Source organism: Geotalea uraniireducens, from assembly GCF_027943965.1.
Taxonomy (GTDB): Bacteria; Desulfobacterota; Desulfuromonadia; order Geobacterales; family Geobacteraceae; genus Geobacter; species Geobacter uraniireducens.
Genome location: NZ_AP027151.1, coordinates 2,042,987 through 2,067,114 on the forward strand (window position 1 = coordinate 2,042,987; position 24,128 = coordinate 2,067,114).

11 protein-coding genes are annotated in these 24,128 nt (G+C 65.6%); 1 reads left to right on the plus strand and 10 read right to left on the minus strand.

Annotated elements, in window-relative coordinates:
• Positions 1-7 precede the first annotated feature (7 nt).
• A complete protein-coding gene (locus tag QMN23_RS09580; protein WP_282003719.1) occupies positions 8-907 on the plus strand; it encodes an alpha/beta fold hydrolase in 900 nt (299 codons plus the stop codon).
• Positions 908-940: 33 nt separating this feature from the next.
• Here the strand turns inward: QMN23_RS09580 and QMN23_RS09585 are convergent, their stop codons facing one another.
• The 10 genes from QMN23_RS09585 to QMN23_RS09630 all read right to left on the minus strand — a co-directional run bounded on the left by QMN23_RS09585 (position 941) and on the right by QMN23_RS09630 (position 24,124).
• Complete coding sequence (locus QMN23_RS09585) at positions 941-1,477, minus strand: thermonuclease family protein (RefSeq protein ID WP_282003721.1); 537 nt, start codon at positions 1,475-1,477, stop codon at positions 941-943.
• Positions 1,478-1,611: 134 nt separating this feature from the next.
• Positions 1,612-3,072 carry an efflux transporter outer membrane subunit gene (locus tag QMN23_RS09590; protein WP_282003723.1) on the minus strand — a complete coding sequence of 487 codons (1,461 nt, stop codon included), beginning with the start codon at positions 3,070-3,072 and terminating at the stop codon, positions 1,612-1,614.
• Between the two features lie 50 nt (positions 3,073-3,122).
• Positions 3,123-6,221: a multidrug efflux RND transporter permease subunit gene (locus tag QMN23_RS09595; RefSeq protein ID WP_282003725.1), complete on the minus strand. Its 3,099-nt coding sequence runs from the start codon at positions 6,219-6,221 to the stop codon at positions 3,123-3,125.
• 6 nt (positions 6,222-6,227) lie between these two features.
• Entirely contained in the window at positions 6,228-9,326 is a 3,099-nt protein-coding gene (locus QMN23_RS09600; RefSeq protein ID WP_282003727.1) for an MdtB/MuxB family multidrug efflux RND transporter permease subunit, read from the minus strand.
• Between the two features lie 69 nt (positions 9,327-9,395).
• Positions 9,396-10,775, minus strand: a complete 1,380-nt coding sequence (locus QMN23_RS09605; protein WP_282003728.1) for an MdtA/MuxA family multidrug efflux RND transporter periplasmic adaptor subunit — start codon at positions 10,773-10,775, stop codon at positions 9,396-9,398.
• 188 nt (positions 10,776-10,963) lie between these two features.
• Positions 10,964-11,317, minus strand: a complete 354-nt coding sequence (locus QMN23_RS09610) for a PadR family transcriptional regulator (protein WP_282003729.1) — start codon at positions 11,315-11,317, stop codon at positions 10,964-10,966.
• A gap of 22 nt (positions 11,318-11,339) precedes the next feature.
• Positions 11,340-11,924 carry a permease gene (locus QMN23_RS09615; RefSeq protein WP_282003730.1) on the minus strand — a complete coding sequence of 195 codons (585 nt, stop codon included), beginning with the start codon at positions 11,922-11,924 and terminating at the stop codon, positions 11,340-11,342.
• Positions 11,924-12,394 carry a permease gene (locus QMN23_RS09620; RefSeq protein ID WP_282003732.1) on the minus strand — a complete coding sequence of 157 codons (471 nt, stop codon included), beginning with the start codon at positions 12,392-12,394 and terminating at the stop codon, positions 11,924-11,926. The genes QMN23_RS09615 and QMN23_RS09620 overlap by 1 nt, the downstream gene beginning before the upstream one ends.
• A gap of 207 nt (positions 12,395-12,601) precedes the next feature.
• Positions 12,602-14,890, minus strand: a complete 2,289-nt coding sequence (locus tag QMN23_RS09625) for a choice-of-anchor Q domain-containing protein (RefSeq protein ID WP_282003733.1) — start codon at positions 14,888-14,890, stop codon at positions 12,602-12,604.
• A 48-nt stretch (positions 14,891-14,938) separates the two neighbouring features.
• Complete coding sequence (locus tag QMN23_RS09630) at positions 14,939-24,124, minus strand: kelch repeat-containing protein (protein WP_282003734.1); 9,186 nt, start codon at positions 24,122-24,124, stop codon at positions 14,939-14,941.
• Positions 24,125-24,128 lie beyond the last annotated feature (4 nt).

Sequence of the window (24,128 nt, forward strand, 5' to 3'; positions counted from 1 at the left end):
CATGACCATGACGACATCATCCCCCTTGACCTTCTCCACCGGCACGGTCCGGGCTAACGGCCTGGCGTTCAGCTACCTCGAACAGGGCGAGGGGCCGCTGGTCCTCGCCCTGCACGGCTTTCCCGACCTGCCGTACACCTTTTGCCACCAGCTGGCGGCGCTGGCGGCCGCCGGTTACCGGGTGGTTGCCCCCTGGCTGCGCGGTTATCCGCCGAGCGGCGCGGCGCCCGACGGCCGGTACGAGGCGGCGGTGCTGGTGCAGGACGTCCTGGCCCTCGCGGCGGCATTGTCACCTGAACCGGTCTTTCTGCTCGGTCACGACTGGGGGGCGCAGGCCGCCTACGGGGCGGCGATTCTGACCCCGGAGCGGGTCGCCGGGCTGATCGCCATCGCCGTGCCGCTCGGGCTGGGCGGCCAGTTCATTACCAATCCGCTCCAGCAACGCCGTTCCTGGTATCTGTTCCTCTTTCAGCTGGCCTTCGCCGAGGCGGCCGTTGCCTATGACGATTTCGCCTTTCTCGACCGGCTGTGGCGGGAGTGGTCGCCGGGGTGGGACTACCCGGCCGGGGAGATGGCGCGGCTCAAGGAAACCTTCCGCATCCCCGGAGTGCTGCCGGCGGCGCTTGATTACTATCGGCAGACCCTCAATCCGGCCCGGCAGAGCCCTGAATTGGCGGCAATCCGGCAGCGGCTGCACGAGCCGGTCCCGGTGCCGGCGCTCTACCTGCATGGTGCCGATGACGGTTGTATCGGGGCGGAAACGGTTAGGGGGGTGGAAAGCAGGTTTGCGGGCGGGGTGGCAATCCGGATCGTCGCCGGGGCGGGGCATTTCGTCCATCGGGAACAACCGGTGGCGGTTAACCGGGCGATTCTCGAATTCCTCGCGGCACGGCGGACGGGGGCGTAACGGTCCAAGGGCCGTTCTGCAGCTGAACCGGCGCTACCAGTTTTCCTTCCGGAACTCCCACGGCGCCTGTGGGGAGTGTTGCTGCCAGAGTCCGTTACGGGCGGCCCGGGCCGCCTTTTCGGCAACAATGAAGTCCACGTTGTACTGGCCGTGGAGATAGTGCCGGTAGGCCCAGGCCCATCCCTCGGCGATCATTTCCCGGTTGATGAGGTGCTCACCGACTTTTACCAGCGAGACGAGCCGTTTGCCCCGGTCGACGGTCATCACTTCCAACTGCACCGGATTCCCTACAACTTTTTGTTCGAGAACCGTTTTCGCTTCCTCGCCGAAAGGCTGCCCCGGTCTGAGGAGCCGGCCCGTTTTCCGGCTCCGGCGTTCGACTTCCGGCGCGTCGATGCCGTAGAGGCTGACGAGTACCTTCCTGCCGTCGCAGAGCGCGGTCAGCGTGTCGCCGCTGGCGACGTCGGTGACGGTGCAGTCGGGGAGAACCCGGATCGGAGTGGCCGCCCAGGCGGCGGCAGGGGAGGAGAGCAGCAGGCAGCACAAGGCCAGCAGGACGAGCTGTTTCACGACATCCCTCCGGGAGGATGACCTCAAACATTACCCGCTACTAAATACAACAAAATTCGCTCGGGCGAAAGAACAAATCGCGCTGGCCAGCCGTGGTAACACCTTCTTTTTCGGGCAATTCCGGCGGCGGGCGCCTATTTTCGGTCCTGCTCCCCGCCAGCCGTCAGCGAGCCGGCATTCCAGCCGCCGCCCAGCGCCTGGATCAGCAGGACGCTGGCGATCATCCGCCGGCCCCTGATGCCGATTGCGGTCAGTTCGTTGGCCACTTCGGTGGTCTGGGCAACCAGGACGTTCAGGTAGCTTACGGTCCCCGCCCGGTACTGATTGTCGGTGATCGCCACCGTCTGCCGGGCGGCGGCAACCGTCTCGTCCTGTACTCCCGCCTCCTCTTCAAGGATCCGCAACGCCGCCAGATTGTCCTCGACTTCCTGGAAGCCGGTCAGCACCGTCTGACGGTAGGTGGCGACGCTGGCCTCGTAGGCGGCCCGCGCCTGCTCGTCCTGGGCGCGGCGCAGACCCCCATCGTAAACGGTCTCCGAAACCGCTGGGCCGACCGACCAGAAGCGGCTCGGCCAGGTCAGCCAGTGGGAAAGGCCGGTCGCCTGCAGACCGCCCGAGGCGGAGAGGGTGACGGTCGGATACCAGGCGGCCTCGGTGGCGCCGATTTGGGCGTTGGCCGCCGCCATCTGCCGTTCGGCGGCGGCGATGTCGGGGCGGCGTTCGAGGAGTGCCGAGGGGAGACCGACCGGGATCGGCGGCGGCACCGCGTCGAGCGGCGAGAAAGGGATGGTGAGCTCGGCGGCCGGCTTGCCGATCAACAGCGCAATGGCATGCTCCTGTTGGGCACGCTGGACCCCGACATCGATGGCCTGGGCCTGGGCGCTCTTGAGCTGGGTTTCGGCCTGCAGCACGTCCGACCGGGCGACCACGCCGCTGGTATAGCGATTCCGGGTCAGCTGGAGCGATTTCTGGTAGTAGGAGACGGTGGTCTCCAGGAACCGTTTCTGGCTATCGAGGGTGCGGAGCTGGAAGTAGGCCTGGGCCAGGCCGGCCTGGGCGCTCAGCCGGGCCGCCGCCAGGTCGGCGGCGCTCGCCTGGGCGCTGGCGGTGCTTGCTTCGACGCTGCGGCGGATCCGTCCCCAGAGATCGGCCTCCCAGGAGAAATCGATCGGCAGGGTCTCGGTGGTGGTGGCGGACTGCGAGGTCGTCCGGCTGCCGAGGTTGGCGGACTGGCGGGAGTTGATCGCCGAGGCGCCCACCGTGACGGTCGGGAAGTAGCCGGCCCGGGTCGCCTGGATCAGGGCGCGGGCCTGCCGGTAGCGCGCTTCGGCCGCCAGGACGTTCTGGTTGGAGATGACCACCTGCTCTTCCAGGGCAGTCAGCTGCGGGTCATTGAACAGTTCCCACCAGGTCCCCATGAGGCTGGCATCGCGCGGTTGCGCGGTCTTCCAGCCGTTCAGCTCTTTGTAGGCCGTCGGCATCACCGGCGTGGCTGGCGGCCTGACATACTCGGGCCCCACCGTGCAGGCGGAGAGGAGGATGGGCGTCGCCAGGGCGGAGAGCAGCGCGCGGCGAAATCCTGTGGTTATGAACATGGTGCGTCCTTTCTGTACAGCCTTTCCCCGGCCAAGGGAAGGGCAAAAAGCTATCTCCGGCTGTTTCCCCGGCCCCGCAGCCGCTCCACCCACAGGCGCAACCGGTCCATGTAGAGGTAGATCACCGGCGTGGTGTAAAGGGTCATCAGCTGGCTGAAGAGCAAGCCGCCGACGATCGAGATGCCGAGCGGCCGGCGCAGTTCCGAGCCGACCCCGGTTCCCAGCGCCAGGGGGAGCGCCCCGAACAGGGCGGCCATGGTCGTCATCATGATCGGCCGGAAGCGGAGCAGGCAGGCCTCGTAGATTGCCGCCTCGGGGGATTTCCCTTCGTTCCGCTCGGCGGCGATGGCGAAATCGACCATCATGATCCCGTTTTTCTTGACGATGCCGATCAGGAGGATCACGCCGATGATGGCGATCAGGCTCAGGTCGAAGCGGAAGAGCAAGAGGGCCAGCACCGCGCCCACCCCCGCCGAGGGAAGGGTGGAGAGAATGGTGATCGGGTGGACGTAGCTCTCGTAGAGCATGCCGAGGACGATATAGACCGTTACCAGGGCGGCAAGGATCAACAGCGGCTGGTTTTTGAGCGACGCCTGGAATGCCTGGGCCGTCCCCTGGAAACTCCCCCGGATGGTGGCCGGCATGCCCAGCTGCCGGGTGGCGGTTTCGATCGCCTTGACCGCGTCGCCGAGGGCCACCCCGGGCGCCAGGTTGAACGACAGGGTGATCGAGGGAAACTGCCCCTGGTGGTTGACGGCCAGCGAGGTGGCGGTCGGCGCATAGTGGGTGAAGGTCGACAGCGGCACCGGGGCGCCTGAGGCGGTCGGCAGATAGATGTCCCGCAGCGTTTCGGGGTTCTGCCAGAACGGCGGCGCCACTTCCATCACCACGTGATACTGGTTGAGCAGGGTGTAGGAAATCGCCACCTGGCGCTGGCCGAAGGCGTCGTAGAGGGTGTTGTCGAGCAGCTGCGGCGAGATCCCCAACCGGCTGGCGGTGGGGCGATCGATCACCAGTTCGGCCTGCAGCCCCCGGTTCTGCTGATCGCTGTTCAGATCGACCAGCTGGGGGAGGGTCCGCAGTTTCTGCAGCACCCGCTGGGACCAGCTGTTGAGCTCGTCCAGGTTGGCGCCCTGCAAGGTGTACTGGTAGAGGGCGTTGCTGATCCGGCCGCCGACCCGCAGGTCCTGCACCGGGGTCAGGAAGGCTGGGGCGCCGGGAACCAGCCGCAGTTTCTTACGCAGCCGGTTGATGACGTCGTTGGCGGTTGAGGTCCGCGTTTCGAACGGTTTCAGGGCGATGAACATCCGGCCGCTGTTGGTGGTCGAACCGCCCCCCCCGCCGCCACCGGTGAAGGCGGTGACGTATTCGACGTCCGGGTCAGATTTGATGATCGTGACGATCGTCGCCAGCTTCTGGGCCATCCCCTGGAAGGAAATGTCCTGGGCCGCCTGAATCCTTCCCATGATCCGGCCGGTGTCCTGTTCGGGGAAGAACCCCTTGGGGATGAACCAGAAGAGGAGCACGTTGAGGCCGAGCGTCGCCAGGGTGATGCCGAGCATGATCCGGGAGTGGGCGAGCGCCCAGGCCAGGGTCCGGTCGTAGAGGGCATGCATCCGGGTGAACATCGCTTCGCTGATTCGGTAGAGGTGGCCGTGCTGCTTCTTTTCCTCCGGGCGGAGCAGGGTGGCGCACATCATCGGCGTGGCGGTCAGGGAGATCAGCAGCGACACGACGATCGCGGTCGAGAGGACGACGGCGAACTCGCGGAACAGGCGGCCGACCATTCCCCCCATCAGCAGGATCGGGATGAATACCGCCACCAGCGAAAGGCTCATCGAGAGAACGGTGAAGGCGATCTCCTTCGATCCCGCCATGGCGGCGCGGAACGGGCTCTGGCCCATTTCCCGGTAGCGGGTGACGTTCTCCAGCACGACGATGGCGTCGTCGACCACGAAGCCGGTAGCGATGGTCAGCGCCATCAGCGACAGGTTGTCCAGCGAATAGCCCATCAGGTACATCACCGCGAAGGTGCCGACGATCGAGACGGTTACCGCCACCGCCGGGATCAGGGTGGCGCGGATGTTGCGCAGGAACCAGAAGACCACCAGGATCACCAGGATTCCCGAGGCGAGTAGCGAAAACTCCACGTCCCGCAGGGAGCCGCGGATCGGCGGGGTCCGGTCGAGGACGACCGACAGCTTGATCGCTCCCGGCAGGGCCGCGGCCAGCTGGGGGAGCAGTGCGCGCACACTGTCCACCGTCTCGATGATGTTGGCCCCCGGCTGGCGGAAGAGGATCACCATGACCGCCGGTTGGCCGTTCACCAGCCCGGTCGAGCGCACATCCTCCACCGAGTCCCGGACGTCGGCCACGTCTGCCAGCTTGACCGCCGTCCCGGCGCGATACCTGATCACCAGCGGCAGGTACTCGGCCGCCGTGTGGAACTGGTCGTTGGTCCGGATCTGCCAGCGTCGGTCGCCTGAGGCGATTTCTCCCTTCGGCCGGTTGACGTTGGTGGCCGCCAGTGCGCCGCGCAGCTCTTCCAGGCTGATGCCGTACTTGCTGAGGACCAGGGGGTTCGCCTCGACCCGCACCGCCGGCAGCGAGCTGCCGCCGACAAAGACCTGGCCGACGCCCTTCACCTGGGAGAGCCGCTGCTGCAGGATGGACGAGGCCGCATCGTACATCTGCGGCTTGCTCATGGTGTCCGAGGTGAGCGCCAGGATCATGATCGGCGCATCGGACGGGTTGATCTTCCGGTAGGTCGGGTTGCTGGGAAGATTGGAGGGAAGGTCGCCCCGGGCGGCGTTGATGGCCGCCTGCACATCCCGGGCGGCACCGTCGATGTCACGGTTCAGCTCGAACTGCAGGGTGATGCTGGTGGTGCCGCGGTAGCTGGTGGAGGTCATCTCGGTCACCCCGGCGATCCGGGCGAACTGTCGTTCCAGGGGGGCGGCCACCGAGGTCGACATGGTTTCCGGATCGGCGCCCGGCAGGCCGGCCGAAACCGAGATGGTCGGGAAGTCCACCTGGGGGAGCGGCGACACCGGCAGGAGCCGGAAGGCGATCACTCCGGCCAGCACCAGCCCGAGGGTGAGCAGGGTGGTGGCGACCGGTCGCTTGATGAACGGGGCGGAGATGTTCATAGGGATTTAAAAGTCCGCACTCCCTTCAAGCGGCCGCTTCTTCCAGAACCGCCGCTTGAGCCGTTCGAAGGCCAGGTAGATTACCGGCGTGGTGTAGAGGGTCAAGATCTGGCTGAAAATCAACCCGCCGACGATGGAAATGCCGAGCGGCCGGCGCAGCTCCGAGCCGACGCCGTGCCCCAGGGCCAGCGGCAGGGCGCCGAGCAGCGCCGCCATGGTGGTCATCATGATCGGCCGGAAGCGGAGCAGGCAGGCCTGATAGATCGCCTCCTCCGGCGGTTTCCCCTCGTTCCGTTCGGCGTCGAGGGCAAAGTCGACCATCATGATGCCGTTCTTCTTGACGATGCCGATCAGGAGGATGATCCCGATAATGGCGATCACGCTCAGGTCGGTGCGGCAGAGCATCAGCGACAGCACCGCGCCGACCCCGGCCGACGGCAGCGTCGAGAGGATGGTGATCGGATGGATGTAACTTTCGTAGAGCACGCCGAGAACGATGTAGACGGTGATCAGCGCCGCCAGGATCAGCAGCGGCTCGTTGGTGAGCGACGCCTTGAATGCCTGCGCCGTCCCCTGGAAGCTGCCGCGGAGGCTGGCCGGCAGGTTGAGCTCTTGCGTCGCCTCTTCGATCGCCGTCACCGCCTTGCCGAGCGCCACTCCCGGGGCCAGGTTGAAGGAGGTGGTCACCGCCGGGAACTGGCCCTGGCGGTTGATCACCAGTGGACCGGTGGATTCGGTGGCGCGGGTGATGGCACCGAGCGGCACCTGGCCGCCATCGGCACTGCGCAGCCAGAGCGATTGCAGCCCGGTGGGGCCGTCCTTGAATTGCGGTTTCACCGTCAGCACCACCCGGTACTGGTTCAACTCGGTGAAGATGGTCGAGATCTGCCGCTGGCCGAAGGCGTCGTAGAGGGTGTCGTCGATGTTCTGCGGAGTGATGCCGAAGCGGGCCGCCGTCGGCCGGTCGATGGCGAGATCGAGCCGCAGCCCCTGGTCCAGCTGGTCGCTGCTGACGTCCCGCAGCTCGGGCCGGGTCTTCATGGCGGCGACGATCCGCGGGGCCAGCGCTTTCAATTCGTCGGTATTCGGGTCTTCCAGGGTGTATTGGAACTGGGTGCGGCTGACCCGGGTATCGACGGTCAGATCCTGCACCGGCTGCATGAAAAGGGTGATGCCGTCGACTTTGGCCAACTCGGGCTCCAGGCGGCGGATCACCTCGCTGGCGCTGGCGTCGCGGTCTGCCAGCGGCTTGAGGTTGATCAGCAACCGCCCGCTGTTGAGGGTGGTGTTGGTGCCGTCGATGCCGATGAACGAGGAAAGACTTTCTACCGCCGTGTCCTTGAGGATCACCCGCGCCAGTTCCCGCTGCCGCTCGGCCATGGCGCTGAAGGAGATGGACTGGGGGGCCTCGGAAATCCCCTGGATGGTGCCGGTATCCTGCACCGGGAAGAAGCCCTTCGGGACGATCACGTAGAGGAGTACCGTCAATACCAGGGTGCCGATCGCCACCAGCAGGGTGGCGGTCTGGTGGCGCAGCACCCACTGCAGCGAGCGACCGTAGGCGGCGATGATCCGATCGAACTGCTGCTGGGACCAGTGGTAGAACCTCCCCTGGCGTTCTTCGGGGACGTGCCGGAGCAGCCGGGCACACATCATCGGCGTCAGGGTCAGGGAGACCACCGCCGAAATCAGGATGGTGACGCCGAGGGTGACGGCGAACTCGCGGAACAGCCGGCCGACCACGTCCCCCATGAAGAGAAGCGGGATGAGCACGGCGATCAGCGACACCGTCAGCGAGAGGATGGTGAAGCCGATCTGCTGCGACCCCTTGAGCGCCGCCTGGAGCGGCGTTTCCCCTTCCTCCACGTAGCGGGCGATATTTTCGATCATCACGATGGCATCGTCGACCACGAAGCCGGTGGAGATGGTCAGGGCCATCAGCGACAGGTTGTTCAGGCTGAACCCGAGCAGGTACATGATGCCGAATGTCCCCACCAGGGAGAGCGGCACTGCCACGCTCGGGATGGCAGTGGCGGAAAGGTTGCGCAGGAAGAGAAAGATGACCATCACCACCAGTACCACTGCCAGCAGCAGCTCGTCCTGGACGTCGGCCACCGAGGCGCGGATGGTGGTGGTCCGGTCGGTCAGCACCGAAACGTGGACGGCGGCGGGGAGTGATGCCTGGAGCTGGGGGAGCAGCTTTTTGATCCGGTCGACCACTTCGATGACGTTGGCGCCGGGCTGGCGCTGGACGTTGAGGACTACCGCCGGCTTGTCGTTGATCCAGGCCGCCTGGTTGACGTTCTCCGCGTCGTCGACGACATCGGCGACGTCGGCGAGGCGGACCGGCGCGCCGTTCCGGTAAGCGACCACCAGCGGTCGAAAATCGGCGCTCGAGTAAAGTTGGTCGTTGGCGCCGATGATGTAGGCCTGGCGAGGCCCGTCGAAGCCCCCCTTGGCCTGGTTGACGTTGGCGGCGGCGATGCTGCTCCGCAGGTCTTCCATGGTCAGGCTGTAGGAGGCGAGGGCGGTCGGGTTGGCGTGCACCCGGACCGCCGGTCGCTGGCCGCCGCTGATGCTGACCAGGCCGACGCCGGGGAGCTGGGAGATCTTCTGCGCCAGCCGGGTATCGGCCAGATCCTCCACTTTCGGCAGCGGCAGGTCGTCGGAGGTCAGGGCCAGGGTCAGGATCGGCGCGTCGGCCGGGTTGACTTTGCTGTAGACCGGCGGATTGGGGAGGTCGCGGGGGAGGAAGGTCGAGCTGGCATTGATGGCGGCCTGGACCTCCTGCTCGGCCACGTCGAGCGACAGTTCCAGGCTGAACTGGAGGGTGATGGTCGAGCTGCCGTTGGAGCTGGTCGAGGTCATCTGGGTCAGTCCCGGCATCTGGCCGAACTGCCGTTCCAGCGGGGCGGTGACCGAGGTGGCCATGACGTCCGGGCTGGCGCCCGGGTAGAAGGTCCGCACCTGGATGGTCGGATAGTCCACCTGGGGGAGGGCCGCTACCGGCAGCTGCTTGTAGGCGATGGCGCCGGCCAGCAGGATGGCGATCATCAGCAAGGTGGTGGCGACGGGACGCAATATGAAGAGACGGGAGATGTTCATGGCTGTCCTGGAAACGGCTGTGCGAGATGCATCCCCCTGCGGTACGGGGAGGCGTGAAAGGCGACGGGGTTACTGCCTGCCGCCCGGCCCGGCTGCGGCCGGCACTGACGGCTGATTCGCCCCCTTCCGGTTCCTGCCGCCCGGGTCGGGTGTCCCCTGTTGGCCCTTGGTCCCGGCCGGGTTTCTCAGCTCGACCTTGCTCCCTTCCCGCAACCGTTCCGCCCCTTCGACGACGACCATTTCGCCGCCGGCGAGGCCGGAGTCGACGGAGACGATGTCCGCTTGGTGCACACCGACGACCACTGGGCGGACGGTAACGGTCCGGTCGGCCTTCACCACGTAGACGAACGTCCCCTGGCTGCCGCGCTGGATGGCGGCGGCCGGCACGACGATCGCGTTACGCCGGGTTTCGAGCAGCAGCCTGACGTTGACGAACTGGTTGGGGAACAGTTGGTTGTCGGTATTGGGAAAGACCGCCTTGAGCTTGACCGTGCCGGTCGTCGGATCGATCTGGTTATCCAGGGTTTGCAGCAGGCCGCTGGCCAGCTGCTGTCGCTGTTCCCGGTCATAGGCATCCACTGTCAGGCGGGCGCCCGTTTTGACCTTGGCCAGCAGCTTGGGGAGATTGTCCTCGGGGAGGGGAAAGACGACCGTGATCGGCTGTACCTGGGTGATTACCACCAGGCCGTTGGTGTCGCTGGCGTGGACGATGTTACCCGGGTCGACCTGCCGCAGTCCGACCCGGCCGGCGACCGGGGCGGTGATGCGGCTGTAGACCAGCTGTAGTCGGGCGCTGTCGATCTGCCCCTGGTCAACCTTGAGCGAACCTTCGAGCTGGCGGACCAGCGCTTCCTGGGTGTCGTACTGCTGGCGGGAGCCCGAATCCTGCTGCCAGAGCTGCTTGTAGCGCTGGAGGTCGAGCCGGGCGTTGTTCAGTTGTTCCCGGTCGCGGGCCATCTGCCCCTCGGCCTGGGTCAGCTGCACCTGGAAGGGGCGCGGGTCGATCACCGCCAGCAGCTGGCCCCGCCTGACGTCCTGCCCTTCGCGGAAGTGCACCGCCATTAGCTGGCCGTCGACCCGGCTCTTTACCGTCACCGTGTTGAGCGCGGTGACGTTGCCGAGGCCGGTGAGATAGACCCCCACATCTTTTTTCCCGGCCGGCACGGCCACCACCGGCATGGTCGCCGGCTTCTTCTGTGCCTGTTTGGCGGCGAGTGACTTTGCCCGGGCGCCGTACAGGTATATCCCTCCGGCCACAAGGAGCAGCAGCGGTACGGCGAGCCACCAGCGCCGCGTCCCCCCCGGGCGGGACCCCGTCGGCCGGCCGTTGTGGCCGGCCTCCACCTGCGTGTCGTCGGTTATGGCATCATCCCCCGCCGTTGCCCCGCGTGTCGGCCGGGTATCATTTCCCGTTACCTCTGGAATCACCGTTTCCTCCTCCTTCGTCATCCGCCTGAAACCGCCTGCGAGCGGCGTCTTTCGGCTCGTCCCCTACTATTCCACAGCGCCCGGCGAATAGGGGTTAAGAAAAATCAAGGCATTGTAAAAGTTTGTAAAACATTGGCAGCGGCCGGGCTGCCGGGAGAGGGCTGCTACGCGCTGTCGTCGGGCGGGAGCCTGACGGGGAGGGGGGCCGGTCAATGCCTGCGGGCATCCGTGACGGCGCGATAGCTGTCGAGGAAGTGGCGGAGGTTGGCGATCCGCAGTTCGATATCCTCCCGCCAGTACTCAAGTTTTTCCCAGCCCCGGTCGGTCAGTTGGTAAATTTTGCGGGCGGGGCCACTCTGGGAGGTATCCCAGGTCGACGTCACTTCGCCGTCCAGTTCGAGCTGGTGCAACGTCCGGTAGATTGCGCCGGTATCCGGCTTGTACAGCGGCATCCGGTCGCTCAGGACGGTATGGATCGCCCCGCCGTGGATCGGTCCTTCGGCCAGGGCGAGGAGGATAAAGGCGGGCAAATGGCGATACTGCTGTTTGCGTTTGGGCTGCATGGTCGTTTTCCTGCGGGTGACGTTATTTCGATACTATAGTGCAGTCGGCCGACCCCGTCAATCGTGCTCTGCCGGCTGGTGCCGCCGCTGCCGGCGCCACACCGGGGAGGCTGGCGGCCGGGACCAGCCGCTCCATCAGGTACCCCACCGCCAGGACGCACGGGACGGTGAACAGCAGCCGGAGAAGGGCGAAGCGCATGCCGATGAAGCTGCTTTCCATGACGATCATCGGGATCTTGATGGTCGCCCAGGTGCCGAGGAAGATGACCATGTTGGCCAGCCGCGCTCCTTTTTCCCGCAACGACTCCGCCACCGGAAAGGCGGCGTAGATCGGGCCCGCCGCGAAGCTTCCCAGCAGCATCGCCAGGATGGCGCCTCGCGGGCCGGCCTCGTGCCCGAGATGATTTTCCACCAGCCGGCGCGGCAGCCAGACGTCAAGCAAACCCATCAGCAGCATCACCGGGGGGACGATCAACGCCACCTCGGCGAGAAAGGCGATCGTTTCGTCCGCCGAGCGGCGGGCCAGGGCCGGCTGCCAGCCGGCCAGCAGCAGGTTGACCGCCAGCACGGCCAGGAGGAGCCGATAGCGTTTCAGGATGCGGGCCATCAGAGGAATACCCCCATCAACAGGCCGATCAGGACTGCCGAAGCAAAGCTCAGCAGCTGGCGGAGGAGGGTGAAGCGCCGGCCGAAATATGAAACCTCCAGCGGTGCGGTAACGGTGCCGACCATGGTGAGGGTGGTGATGAAGGCGGCCAGCGCCGCCGGATTGGCGCCGAGCCGGAGCAGCGAGCCGGCCAGCGGGAAGGCGACCGGTCCCGGCATGGAGACCAGCGAGCCGACCAGCGAAACCAGCACGAAGCCGCCGATGCCATGGGCGGCAAAGAGTTTCTGCAGGACGTGCGGCGGAATCAGTGCCAGTACCAGCCCCACCAGACTGACCATCCCGAGGATTGCCGGTACCAGCCCGAGGAGTGACCGGCCGGCGAGCCGCACTGCCGCTGCGGTGCGTTGCCGGTCGGCGCCCCACGACAATAGCAGCGCCGCTGCTGCAATAATGAACAACGTTGTCGACATGGCGAGCCCTCTCATGCACTTGGTTTGTATTGTTAACAACATCTAGATGTTAATTACAGTATAGTGTTTGACTTGGGTTGAAGTCAAGGTGGATTTACGGGAGAGCCGAGGGGGGAGATCAAGCGCCGCTCCCAGGCGGTGAAAACGACTGCGGGGCCGTCTCGATCTGAAACGGCCCCGCAGTGGTGCAGCTGTATCCGGCGTGAGTTAACGGATGATGAGCTGTTCCACGGTGAGCGATCCCTTGCCGATTGTTACCCCCCCTTGAATGGTAGTGTAGTCAGTGCGGTTACTGCCGAAACTCGTGTCATAGCCCCCCTTGAGTTGCAGTGTCACCGGCCGGTCGAAGGCCAGCCACCCGGTCAGGCTGGATGCCCGGCAGGCGATGGTGGCCGTCGCGTTATCCGCAATGACCGCGTAGGCACCGGCAATCGTGCCGAAATCCAGGCTGGACGTCTGCTGGAAAAGCCGGACCGGTTGGACGAAGGTGAACAGTGCGCTTGCCTGCCGATCCGCATCCATGGTCAGGGAACAGTCGCCGGTGGCGGCACAGTCGCCTCCCCAGCCGCTGAAGAGGTAATCGGCCGAAGCGGTGGCGGAGAGGGTCACCCGGTCGCCGGAGACGTAGGGCGTTGCCGGGCAGTCGGCCGTTGCGCAGGAGTAGTTCTGCCCGAGGATGCTGCTGCCGTGGACTGCTCCATTGCCGGTGATCGTCACCTTGAGCAGCGGATCGACGGTGGAGAACGTCAGGTCGCCGCCATAGGTTACCCCGGCACTGCTTGTGGCGGCGATCCGGTAATGATAGATGCCGGAAGAGAGACCGTCGATAACGGCGCTGACGGGAGTATCGGTAACGCCGCCGATCGTCCCCGGGATGGCGGCGACCGAAAAGCCGTAGCCGGTGTCGCGGCCGTACTGGAAAAAGACCATCGTGTCGGCATTGTTGGCATTGGCCGTGCCGTGCAGGGTCGCTCCGTTGCGGGTCAGTGCGGTAGCCGGGTTCGTTGTCGCCCCGTGGAATTCGTAGGCGCCCGGATCGACGGCGCTGCCCCAGGTCCGCGCCGCGCCGCCGGCATCCTCCGTCGGCAGGTCTGGATGGCCGATCCCTCCGTCGAGGCAGGGCGAACCGGGTTTCAGTCGGTAATTGCCGGCGAGGGGGGCGACGAATTGGGGGGGAGCGTCGATATTGGAGGCGTCGGCGGCAAAGGCTGGGGCGTTGGCGTAAAATCCGCTGGCGGACCAGACGTTGTGGGAGACGGTCAGCGGAATCGTTGCGCCGGAACTGTTGATATAGACATCCTCGCCGTTGACGGCGGCGGTGCCGTAGACGATATTGTTGGTCAGATCGACGGCGGCTGCGGTGGTTTCGACGATGATCGCGGTCCCGGCGCCGGCGGTGCTGGCACTGTTGCCGGCGATGGTGTTGTTGAGCAGGACGACCGGTCCGGTCGCCGCGGTGATCTGCAGTGCCGCGGCGCCGGCGGCACTGTTGGCGTACAGGATGTTGTCGACGAGGAGAACCGGGCCGCTGTCGCTGCTGGTGATGGCACCGCCGCCGCCGCTGTCGGCGCTGTTGCCGCTGATGATGTTGCCGACCAGTTCAATCGCCCCTTGGTAGCAGCCGGCCCTGATGCCGCCACCCTTCTGGCCGGTGGTGGCGGCGCCGTTCCTGACGGTGAGGTTTTCGATGCGGACCGTGCCGGTGCACTTGGCCGAGTCGGTGTCGATCGCCAGGACTATGCCGTTGCCGATGCCGTCCTGGTCCGTATCGCCGTCCAGGACGGTGAGGGCGGGATCGGTCTGCCGCCCGTTCGTGTCGGCCGGGTCGTACCCACCGCTCAGGGTAAGGCCGTACTGCTCGTTCCAGCCGGCGGCATAGCTGAAAGCGCCTGGATAGGTTCCCCTGGCCACCCTGATCAGGTTGTGCCGCTGGTCGGCCCCGGCATCCGACAGGCAGTTCTGCAGGACCAACGGATGGTAGACCGTGGTTTCGGCGTGGGCGGCATCGGGGTATGCCCAGATGCAGGCCGCGGGGTCGTTGCCGTTCAGGTAATCCTGAAGGTCCGAAATGCCGTTGCGGTTCATGTCGCCGGAGCCGTCATCGCCGGGGTGGTCCGCCGCCCACTGCTCGGTGGTGCGGGCGGACTCGAAGTCGAGCCTGACGAGCGTCCCCCAGGCGGGAATGGTAACGGTCCCGATCACCGCCGTCCCATTGAGGATTTCGGCGGCATCACCGCTCAGGGCAGTCCCGGCGGTCCGGGGGGCAAAGGCGTCCATCGGCACCCGGAGGGTATATTTCAGGTCCGTGCCGAGGGTGCATGTCGCCAGCGGGACCGTGGTGCCGCTCAGCCGGATGGCGAGCGTGTTTCCCGCTGCCGCGGTAGTTGCCGTGCCGTAGTAAACGGCATCCGGTTCGCTCAGCGTCGCCCGGGCCGGCCCGGTCATTATCGTGATGGCGGCTGCCGCACCAGTCGCGGTCAGTAAGATTTTCTGCATCGGACTTCCCCTCCTGCCATGCCTCGTGATGGTCCCCTCGCGCATCCGTCAGTTTCCCGAATAGGCATAGGTCTGGAAGAACATCTTGATGTCGTTCACCATGTTGATGAAGGTATTCAGCCCGACGTCCTTGTTGAACAATAGGGTCGAGCCGGGAATGATGAGCATCCACTGGGTATTCCATACCGAGCGGCCGATCAGCCGGTTGTCCGCGGTGGTCTGGCTCGGATTGAACGCGCCGCTGTAGGGGTAGGCCCGGAAGTCAGCCAGTTTCCGGATGTCGTACAGCTCGTCGCTCAGCGAGTCGTTGACCGGGATGAATTCCGGATTGGTCAGGTCGGTGCTGCCGAGGGTGAACGGCACCGGCAGCTTCTGGTCGCGGACCAGCCAGTCGCGGGTGGCGAAGCCGTCCCCTGTCGGCGAGCGGAGTACGTCGGCACCGGTCGGGACCAGGTAGATCCGCGGGGTGCTGGAAAGCACCTGGCTGTTGTAGTTTTCGAACCAGACCCCGACCGAGCGGACCCTGGTGGAGAAATTGCTGGTACTGTAGGCGCTGTCGCCGCCGCTCAGCGGCCAGCCGAAGAAGTTCTTGCCGTAGGTGACGGTGGTCGGGAACCTGATCACGATCCCCGGCTGGGCGCCGGCGCTCTCCGGTGCAAAGGGGCGGCAGTAGCGCCGGAATTCCGGTATCTGCCAGAGGTCGGTTACCAGGTGGTCCTTGAGCACGTTCCGCCAGTCGTTGTCGGCGGTGCTATCGGCCTTGACCCGGAACAGCCCGGTTCGCAGGGAGAAAGGGGTGGTTTCGGTCTGCGGGTTGTTGAAACCGAGCTGGGTCCTGTAAATGCCGAAGTTCTGCGAGAGCCGTGCCATGACATCGGCCAGCCCGGGAAAGCCGGCTTGGGGGATCCCGTTGCTGACCACGCCCAGGGTCCGCTGCCGGGCGACCTCGGAGAGGAATTTCCGTCCCGCTCCCGAGGCGGTGCCGAGGAGGTTGGTCTCGTAATCGTAGGCGGTAGCCGCCAGGTAGACGTATTTGGCGGCCAGGTCGAACTGGGCGCGGAATTTCTGGATGGCGTCGTTGCGGAAGACCCTGAAACCGAGATCCTGATAACGGTATTCCTGGACCTCAGCCGCCGCCTGGGCCCGTTTCTCGGTCCGTTCGTCCCAGAGCCGCAGCCCCTCGGCCAACGCTGCCTGGTAGTTGCCGGCCGTCTGCCGGATGGTCTCGCTGAGCGAGTAGAGTTCCAGCAGCTTGAGGTCCAGGTCGGCCATGCTGTTCTGCAGCTCCTTCACCAGCTGCGATACCTCCCAGCTGGCGTCGGACTTGGCCAGCTTCAGCTCCATGCCGGCCTGCATCCGCTCCTTGACCGTCGACAGGCTGAATTCGCCCATGTCCGTAGCGTCGCCGCCGATATCGAGGGCGCCCGCGCCGATATAGGCAAGCAGCTTGATCGCGCTGCGGGCCGGGGCGGTGACGTCGCCGCCCCAGATGCTCGCCTCCGTGGGGAGCGCCTCGCACATCGAATCGCCAACGTCACGGAGGATGGTGCTCCCCCGCTTGAATACCAGCCCGGCCGCATGCAGCGCATTGATGGTCGAGTCCAGGCCGATCTGCGCCCCCTCGTTCTGGTCCCGGACCAGGATCTGGTTGGCGAGGATGTTGTAGCGCTGCTCCAGGTTCGTCTTGGCGTCCTCGATGCCGCCGAGCTGGCTCTCGTACTCTTTGAAAGCCTTATCGTAGGCGGCCTGGGCCTGGATCAGGTCGGAGAGGGCCTGCTGGACCCGCCCCGGCGCCCGCCGTTCCGAGCTCCACGACGGGTCCTTTTCCAACCAGAGATGGGCGGTATCGATGGTGTACTTCACCGTGTGGCTGGTGCCGGCGTCGATGGTGTAATTGGTCAGTCCCAGGGCCCAGAAATCGGCCGGCAGCGTATAGGAGACGTCGTAGGTCGTGTAGGTAATGTCGGGCAAAGGGGTGCCGCCGGTCAGCTCGGTCCGGTCCACGTAGTTGTAGTGGAAGATGTCCGGCCCGTCATAGCCGTCCGGGTAGGTTTTGCCGGCGCCGATGTCGTCGGGGTAGGGATAGCCGAAGATCTCGATCAGGCGGTTTTTGTAGTCCCGTTCCTGGTCGTCGAGGTTCTTCTTGAAATCCTCCAGGGTGTCCTGGTTCTGGCGGAGCCGCTGGGTATAGCCGTTGGCGTAGTCGTAGGCCGCGACCGCATTTTCCAGGGCCTTCTCGGCCCGGGCGTAGACCTGCTCGAAGTGGGTCTGGCCGGCGTCGATCAGGGCTGGATCGATGTCGAACGGTACCACCCCCTTGACTAGGCCGAGCGGGTTGATGCCGTCGTTCACCTCGTTCATCTTGGCCTGGATCTTGTGAAACTGGGAGGCGATGGAGGTCAGCTCCGGCACCTTGCTCCGGTCGATCTGCTGGATGTCGGCGCCGGCGATTGTCTCCTCATGGAGGGCGCCAGTGCTATCGGTGACGTATTTCTTCCGGTCGTGGGCCGCGGCCGGGATACTGTCCGGCAGGATGGCGTTGGCCGTGACCCAGTCGAAGTAGGCCGCCTGACCGGCGCGGCGCGCCCATTCATCCACCCCCCAGGCGCGGTTGAGGTAAGTATCCGTGTACCCCTGCCACTGGCCGGCCGGGTCGTCGGTGTAGAATTTGCGATAAGTCAGGTCGAGGATCTCTGCACCGGTCTTGGCCCGGGCTGCGGCGATGGCGGCGAATTTCCGCTCGTCCAGGTAATCGACCATGATCGGCTGCCCCGCCACCAGCACGTACTCGACCCGCGGTTCCCAGCTGAAGCTCGGGTGGCCGAGCAGTTTGTAATAATAGCCGATCGCTTGCAGGTAATGTCCCCAGGCGTCGCCGTGCCCCTGGGGGTACATGATCTTGGCATCGGCGGCGTTGATGATGCCGTTGCCGTCCTGGTCGGTGATGTTGTAATTCTGGGCATAGGCCACTTCCCCCTCGCCTTGGGTGAAGTTCCAGATCAGCCGGTTGTAGTAGGGGGCATTGTGGGTGCTGCCGGCGGAGTCGTCGCGCCCTCGCAATAGGGCCAGTTCCTCTTCCAGCAGCGAGTCGAGCTGATTCTGGAAGGTGAACACCGACGGCGCCATGGAGCCGTATTCGGCGCTCTTGGTGCTGAAGCCGATGGTCGGGTCGACGGCGTCGGCGTAGGCCTCGTTCCCCAGCGCCAGGTAGAAGGTGGCCAGCCGGCTGGAGATGTTCAGCAGGGCATCGTTGGTCGGGCCGTAGTTTTGCGGCGGGACGGCATCGATGCTGAACTGCCGGGCCCGGTTCAGCACCGTCTCGTAGGCCGGGATCAGGCCCATGCCGTTCAGGTTGTCGGCATCGCTGTTCATGGCCACGTCCCCTTCGTAGCGGGTGCCGTACTGGGAGATCATGCTCACCGTCGTGTTGGTGGCACTGTTGCGGAAATCGGTTACCCGGGCCTCCAGGGGGTTGAGACCGTCGACCACCCGTTTGACCCAGCCCAGCGCCAGCATCGGGCTGTCGGTGCTGTTCGCGCCGCTCCAGCCGCTCCAGTTGTTCCGGTCGTCGTGGGGGGTGACGGCGTTGAGCGGGTCCGACGCCTCGGCCAGCTCGGGCCAGGCGGCCTTGTAGTAGTAGCGGGCCACGAACCAGTTGTCCGACATCGTCAGCGGCGAAGCGCCGGCAATGGTGATGTCGGAAAGACCATAACCGTCGCTGTCGGCGACGATGAATTTCGTCCAGGAATCGTCGGCCGGACCCGCCGACGGCAAGGAAGGCATGCTCCCCGCGACCGGCTGGTAGTACCATTCGAAGTTGAATTTCTCCGGTTCGCCGCCGAAATCACCCGTGTAGTGGAGAGTCAGTTTTTCGTCGAAAACGTTCTGCGCCTTGAGCGCCTTGATGACCCCCCGGTAGACCGGCTCGTTGACTATCCGGAGGACATGGAGCTGGACCGGGGCATCGAGCAGGGCGTCGTCGTTGTTTTCCACCAGCACCACATAGCCGGTTCCCTGGGCCATGCCGGCGGTGAGGGCGTTCTTTTCCCCGACGATGGAGCGGGCGGCAGCCAGCGAACCGTTGCGCAATGCCAATCCCAGCCGGATTCCCCAGGCGCTTTTCCAGCCACCGGTGGTGTCCGAGGGCCGGTAGGGGTTGATCCGGGCGGCGTTCCAGCTCCCGTCGTCGACGGCATTGGGGTTTCTGCCCAGCCCATAAAGGGCGTCCACTGCCGCGGTCCAGGCGCTGTCCGTGCTCAGGGCGCGGATGGCAGCCTGCTCCGTGGCGGTCATCAGGTTGGGGAGCAGCCAGGGCGTTTCGCCGTCGTTGGCGATCCATACCCCTTTGTAGCCGAGTCTCTTGCCGGCCGGGTCGTAGAAAAGGCGCGCCTGGATCGCGTAGGGGAGCGTCGGGAAGGTCTTTACCCCGCCGCTGCCGATCTCGGTGGGGATGGTGGCGGGGAGGGCGGCCAGCCCGGTATAGAGGTAGCGTTCCGGGGCATAGAGCTTAGCCAGGGGCCCTTTGCCGCTGTAGACGTTTTCGTCGAAGATCATCTCGGCACTCTTGAAATTGTAGAGATCGGGGAGACCGTCGCGGGCGGTCGTCAGAGTATCCCCCATCGCCAGGGTCGGCGTTTCGTCCGGCCATTTGGTGACGTAACTGACGTCGACCGGCAGGTCGCCGGTGGCGTAATAGCCGCGGGAGCTGTTATTCAGAAAGGGGATCGGGTCACCGGCCACCCTGGCCAGGGTACCGGTGAACGGCCAGTAGAAATCGGCCCGCATGGAGTAGTACCACTGCATGACGAACCGGGACTTGTCGGCGTCGGTCTTGCTGTCGCCGGTCTTCCAGTTGGCGGCCTTGGCCCAGTGTCCACCGTTGTGGTCCTGGAGGTGCCACTCTTCTCCGGCGCCGCTCTTGATGCCGCTCTGCGGCGGAACCTGGAAGGAGCTGGGGAAGGGGGGGGTGATCGGGCTGCCGGCGTCGACGGTATAGGTGAAGCCAGCGGCGGGACGGACCACCCGGTAGGCCTCCATGGTCCACTCCTGGGCGGTCGTGTCGAAATATTTCAGCAACACGTAGGGCTTCGATTCATCCTTGATGGCGTTCAGGTCGTCCCGCAGGGCGTAGAGGGTGTCGCCGGTGATCAGGGCGTGTTCCTCGTTGGGGTTGTAGCCGGCAAGGGTCTTGTCCGGCTGGTTGTAGACCCTGGCCTGTGGCTTGGCGGTCGGCGATACGGCAATGCCGTTGCCGATGGTGATGGTCTGCGGAGTTGCGGGCCAGTCCGCCTTGTAGCGTTTCGGGGTCACCGGCCAGCCGATGTCCCCCTGGCCCCGTTCGTACCAGACCACCACCAGCGGCTTGACGTCGCCGGGAAGGCTCCTGTTGACCGGGATGATCGCCCCGGTGCGGTTGGAACGGTCGTAGGCCCTGTCGCTGCCGGCGCCGTCGTATACCCCGCCGTCGTAAAAGAGATAACCGGTCTTGTTCCGGGACGGGACAGTCTCGTTTTCCGGGTCCCGGTGCCCGGGATCGGTGATCTTTCGGCCGATCTCCCAGGGGATTTCCTCCAGCTTGGCCGGTTCCAGGGCCTCGGTTTCCACGACGATGAAGGCGGTGCCCGGCTTCAGGTCCGGGAGCGCCACCGGGGTGGTGAATCGGAGCACGCTCGTCCCGGCGCTGCTGGCATTGAACGTGGCCAGGGTGGCATCGGCGCCGTTGGTGGTATAGCTAATGGCGTTGAAGGTGTTGACCGCATCGGGCGGTTGCAGGTTGGCCGGTGCCTCGGCGATGTGTTTCTGCTTCTGCGGCCAGATGGTCATGCACGTTTCGTCGTAGGTGGCCGTCGAGTTGATAAGCGGCCACTTGATGGTAAACGAGTTCACCGGGTGGATCGGGAAATAGCGCATCCCCTGGTTGGCCGGCACGGAATTGTCCCAGCCCCAGACGAAAGCGCTGTCGGCCGTGTCCCCGGCGAGGGCCGCCGAGAGGATGGTGATCTCCGGCTTCCTGCTGGTGTCGATGTTCTGTCCCTCCGGTGCGAACACCGGCTTGCCGATAATGTAGGCCTTGGTCTGGTCGTAGCGCCACTCCACGGTCATCGGTTTGTCCAGGCTGTAGGTGGAGAGGGTCTTCCGGCCGTTGCTGATCGTCTGCACGTTGCCGCTGCCGCCGCCGCTATAGATCACTTGGGTGAGGGTCCGGGGCGAGCTGGAGAGCGGATCGGTGAAGGACTGCAGCGCGGTAAGCGTCAGGCTTGTCTGCTGGGAAATGGTCGAGGCGTCGTAATAGTGAACGTTCGATACGGTCGCGGCGGCATTGGCTGCGCAGGTGGCGATGTCGTTGTCGGGGCTCGGGCATTCGCGCGGGTCGGCGGAGTCGGTGGCCGGGACGGTCGACAGGGTCAGCCGCTGTCCCGCGGTCCCGGCATAGCTCTGGGTGGCGGCGGCGCTGAGCGTCATCGTGCCGTTGACCGCGTCGATGGCGACGATGGCCGTTCCTGCCGGGATGCCGTAGCCGCTGGCGACCATCCCCGGATTCAGACCGGCAGTGGCGATGGCGGTGACGGTGGCGGAACCGGCGGTGGTGTCGCCGGGCAGGTCGACCACCGTGAGCGGCGTATCTTCGCCGACCGTGGTGACCGCCACCCGGAGCTGTTTGCGATAGTTCCAGGTGATGGTCGAGTTGGTGCCGATGGTGGGGGTGGCGGTGGTGGCCATGCCCGCCGCCGCGTTGCCGTCGCTGATACTGCCGGTCCCGGTCCAGCCGCTGAGCACGTAGCGGACCGTGTTCCCCTGGGCATAGACCGTATTGGGGGCGACAAGGGCCGCCGTTTCGTCGGCGCGATAGGTGACGGCGGTGGTGGCCGGGGCGGGGGAGATGCCGGGCAGATTCCTGAACAGCGCCTTGTCGGCATCGTCGACGCCGTTGACCGCCACGGTGACGTTCAGCCGTTTGGTGTAGACGAATCGGTAGGTCCAGGGGAGGAACTGCCGGCCCTGGTCGATCCGGTACCGGTCGTTGACGCCGTCATAGGTCATGGTCGCCCAAATGGGGAGGGCGGGGGACTCCAGCACCCAGTTCTCCACCACGCTGTTGTAGGTCCTGGTGATGGTCCGGGGGACGGTGATCGCGCTGGTGCTGGCCGCGGTCAGATAGGCGGTATCGGTGACGACGGACGGGTTGGTCACCGTGGTGGCGGTCTTGATGGAGGCCCCGCCGCTGCCGAGAATGTCGTATTGCTCTTCGAACCTGGCCTTGATCTCGGTCGGCATGCCGGTGTCGTCGGCCACGACCCGGGTGATGAAATGCTTCTCGTAAAGCCATTTGATCGTACTGGTGGCATTGGCGCCCAGCGCCGCCGTCGCCGTGCTGCCGGCGGCCGCCACCCGGCCGGTGCCGCCGGCCCAGCCGAGGGGGAGCCAGCGGGCATTCTCCCGCAGCGCGGCGATGCTCCCGGCCGTCAGGCTGCCGGTGGTTGCCGGCAGCCATTTGGTCCCGGTGAAGAGCGCGCTTCCCAGCGCCGGGGTCATGGCAGGGACCAGCTGCACGTTGTTGCCGTTCCGGTTCTGGATAACGCCGTTGGCGTCCAGTTCGAGCAGTTCGACGGTGGCCAGGGTGTTCCCCCCCTGCATCAGCCCGCCGGAGATCAGCACCTTGCCGTCCGGCAGCGTCAGGCCGGCGGCGTGATAGCGCGCCGTTCCCAGCGTGGCGCCGGCCGTACGCCAGCCGTCCGTGGTGATCGTCGCCGTCCGCCCGGCGTAATCGAACAGCTCGACGCTGGCGAGTGCGACGCTGTCCCCCGAGCCGCCGGCCACCAGGACCGAATTGTCGCTCAACAGAGCAATGGCGGGGGCGTAGCGGGCGGTTGTCATTGCCGCCGTCGTACTCCAGCTGTCGGTCGCCGGATCGTAGAGTACGGCGCTCTTCAGCGGGGTGCCGGGAACCGTCGAACCGCCGGCCATCAGCACCTTGCCGGTGGGGAGCAGCAGTGTAGCCGCCGCGTAACGGGGCTCGGGCAGGTCGGCCGCCGGTGACCAGCTGTCGGTCGCCGGATCGTATAGCTCCGCACTCTGCAGGACGGTGCTGCTCCCCTGGATACCCCCGGCGACCAGCACCTTGCCGTTGGCGAGCCGGACGGCGCCGGCGGCGCGTCGGGGAACAGCCATCGGGGCCGCGTCACTCCAGCTGTTGGCCGCCGGGTCGTACAATCTGGCGGCGTTGCTGTCGGTGCCGTTCGCGCTGCCGCCGGCCAGCAGCACCTTGCCGTTCGCCAGCAGGGTGGCGGTGTGGTAGATGACGGTGAACGGCGTCGAGGCGTCGGCCCAGCTGTCGGTCGACAGATCGAGCATGGCGTTGTTGACCGTGCCTCCCCCCAGAACCAGCAGCCTGCCGTCCGGCAGCGGCAGGGACGAGTGCCCCTGACGGGCAGAGGTAAGCGCCAGCGGGCCGGGAATGTTGTTGCTGACGGTGAATTTTGCGCCGGTCGTGTAGTAATAATCGAGATACTCGTCCGGCGTCCCGTCGGTCGCCGGGCTCAACTCTTCGCGGACGTTTCCGTACGGGCCGCCGTTGCTCTTGATCTGGTCGAGGCTCTGCGCCCAGCTGTTGGCATAATCGTGATGCTTGAGATCGACGATGAACTTGTTGTCGGCTTCCTTGTTCTCCGGCAGGTAGTACTGCATGCTGCCGACGGGGAGCCGCCTGACGGGGCCGGCGTAGGCCGTGCTGCCGCCGTCGTAGAAGTAGCGGGTCACGACCTGGGCGTTACGCTGATAGCGCGCAAAGATGTCCGATTCGCCGTCCTGGATCGGCACGTCGGAGCAGGCCCGGGAGTACCCGGACAGCCAGGAGGCGGTGAACGTCTTATCCTGGAAATCGGCGTAGCCGACATCCATCATCCAGGAACCGCCGGTCACCTGGTCGAAGGTGTACCTGCCGCCGCAGGCCGCGGTCGGCACGTTCATGCAGCCGGCGGCGCCGTTCGGCGGCCAGATCGGCCAGCTCGAATAATACTGGAATTGGGGATAGGTGTTGTTGCCGGGGACTTCCCAGATGAACTTTATCTCGCAGGCGCTCCCTTTGTAGGTTGCCTTGCTGATGCTCCAGACATCGGACAGACTGTTGCCGTGCTGGTCCGAAGTCAGGACAAAGATGGCCGCCGTTGCCCGGCCCGCCCCGCCGGCCATGATGAGGAACATGAGAATCAATAACAGTAGTTTCATCCGTTTCATCGGC

Excerpts from the sequence above, each read along its gene's own strand:
- QMN23_RS09620 (WP_282003732.1), bottom strand. The coding sequence starts at position 12,394 with ATGTCGACAACGTTGTTCATTATTGCAGCAGCGGCGCTGCTATTGTCG.
- QMN23_RS09595 (WP_282003725.1), bottom strand. The coding sequence starts at position 6,221 with ATGAACATCTCCGCCCCGTTCATCAAGCGACCGGTCGCCACCACCCTG.
- QMN23_RS09605 (WP_282003728.1), bottom strand. The coding sequence starts at position 10,775 with ATGACGAAGGAGGAGGAAACGGTGATTCCAGAGGTAACGGGAAATGAT.
- QMN23_RS09610 (WP_282003729.1), bottom strand. The coding sequence starts at position 11,317 with ATGCAGCCCAAACGCAAACAGCAGTATCGCCATTTGCCCGCCTTTATC.
- QMN23_RS09590 (WP_282003723.1), bottom strand. The coding sequence starts at position 3,072 with ATGTTCATAACCACAGGATTTCGCCGCGCGCTGCTCTCCGCCCTGGCG.
- QMN23_RS09630 (WP_282003734.1), bottom strand. The coding sequence starts at position 24,124 with ATGAAACGGATGAAACTACTGTTATTGATTCTCATGTTCCTCATCATG.
- QMN23_RS09580 (WP_282003719.1), top strand. The coding sequence starts at position 8 with ATGACGACATCATCCCCCTTGACCTTCTCCACCGGCACGGTCCGGGCT.
- QMN23_RS09615 (WP_282003730.1), bottom strand. The coding sequence starts at position 11,924 with ATGGCCCGCATCCTGAAACGCTATCGGCTCCTCCTGGCCGTGCTGGCG.
- QMN23_RS09625 (WP_282003733.1), bottom strand. The coding sequence starts at position 14,890 with ATGCAGAAAATCTTACTGACCGCGACTGGTGCGGCAGCCGCCATCACG.
- QMN23_RS09600 (WP_282003727.1), bottom strand. The coding sequence starts at position 9,326 with ATGAACATCTCCCGTCTCTTCATATTGCGTCCCGTCGCCACCACCTTG.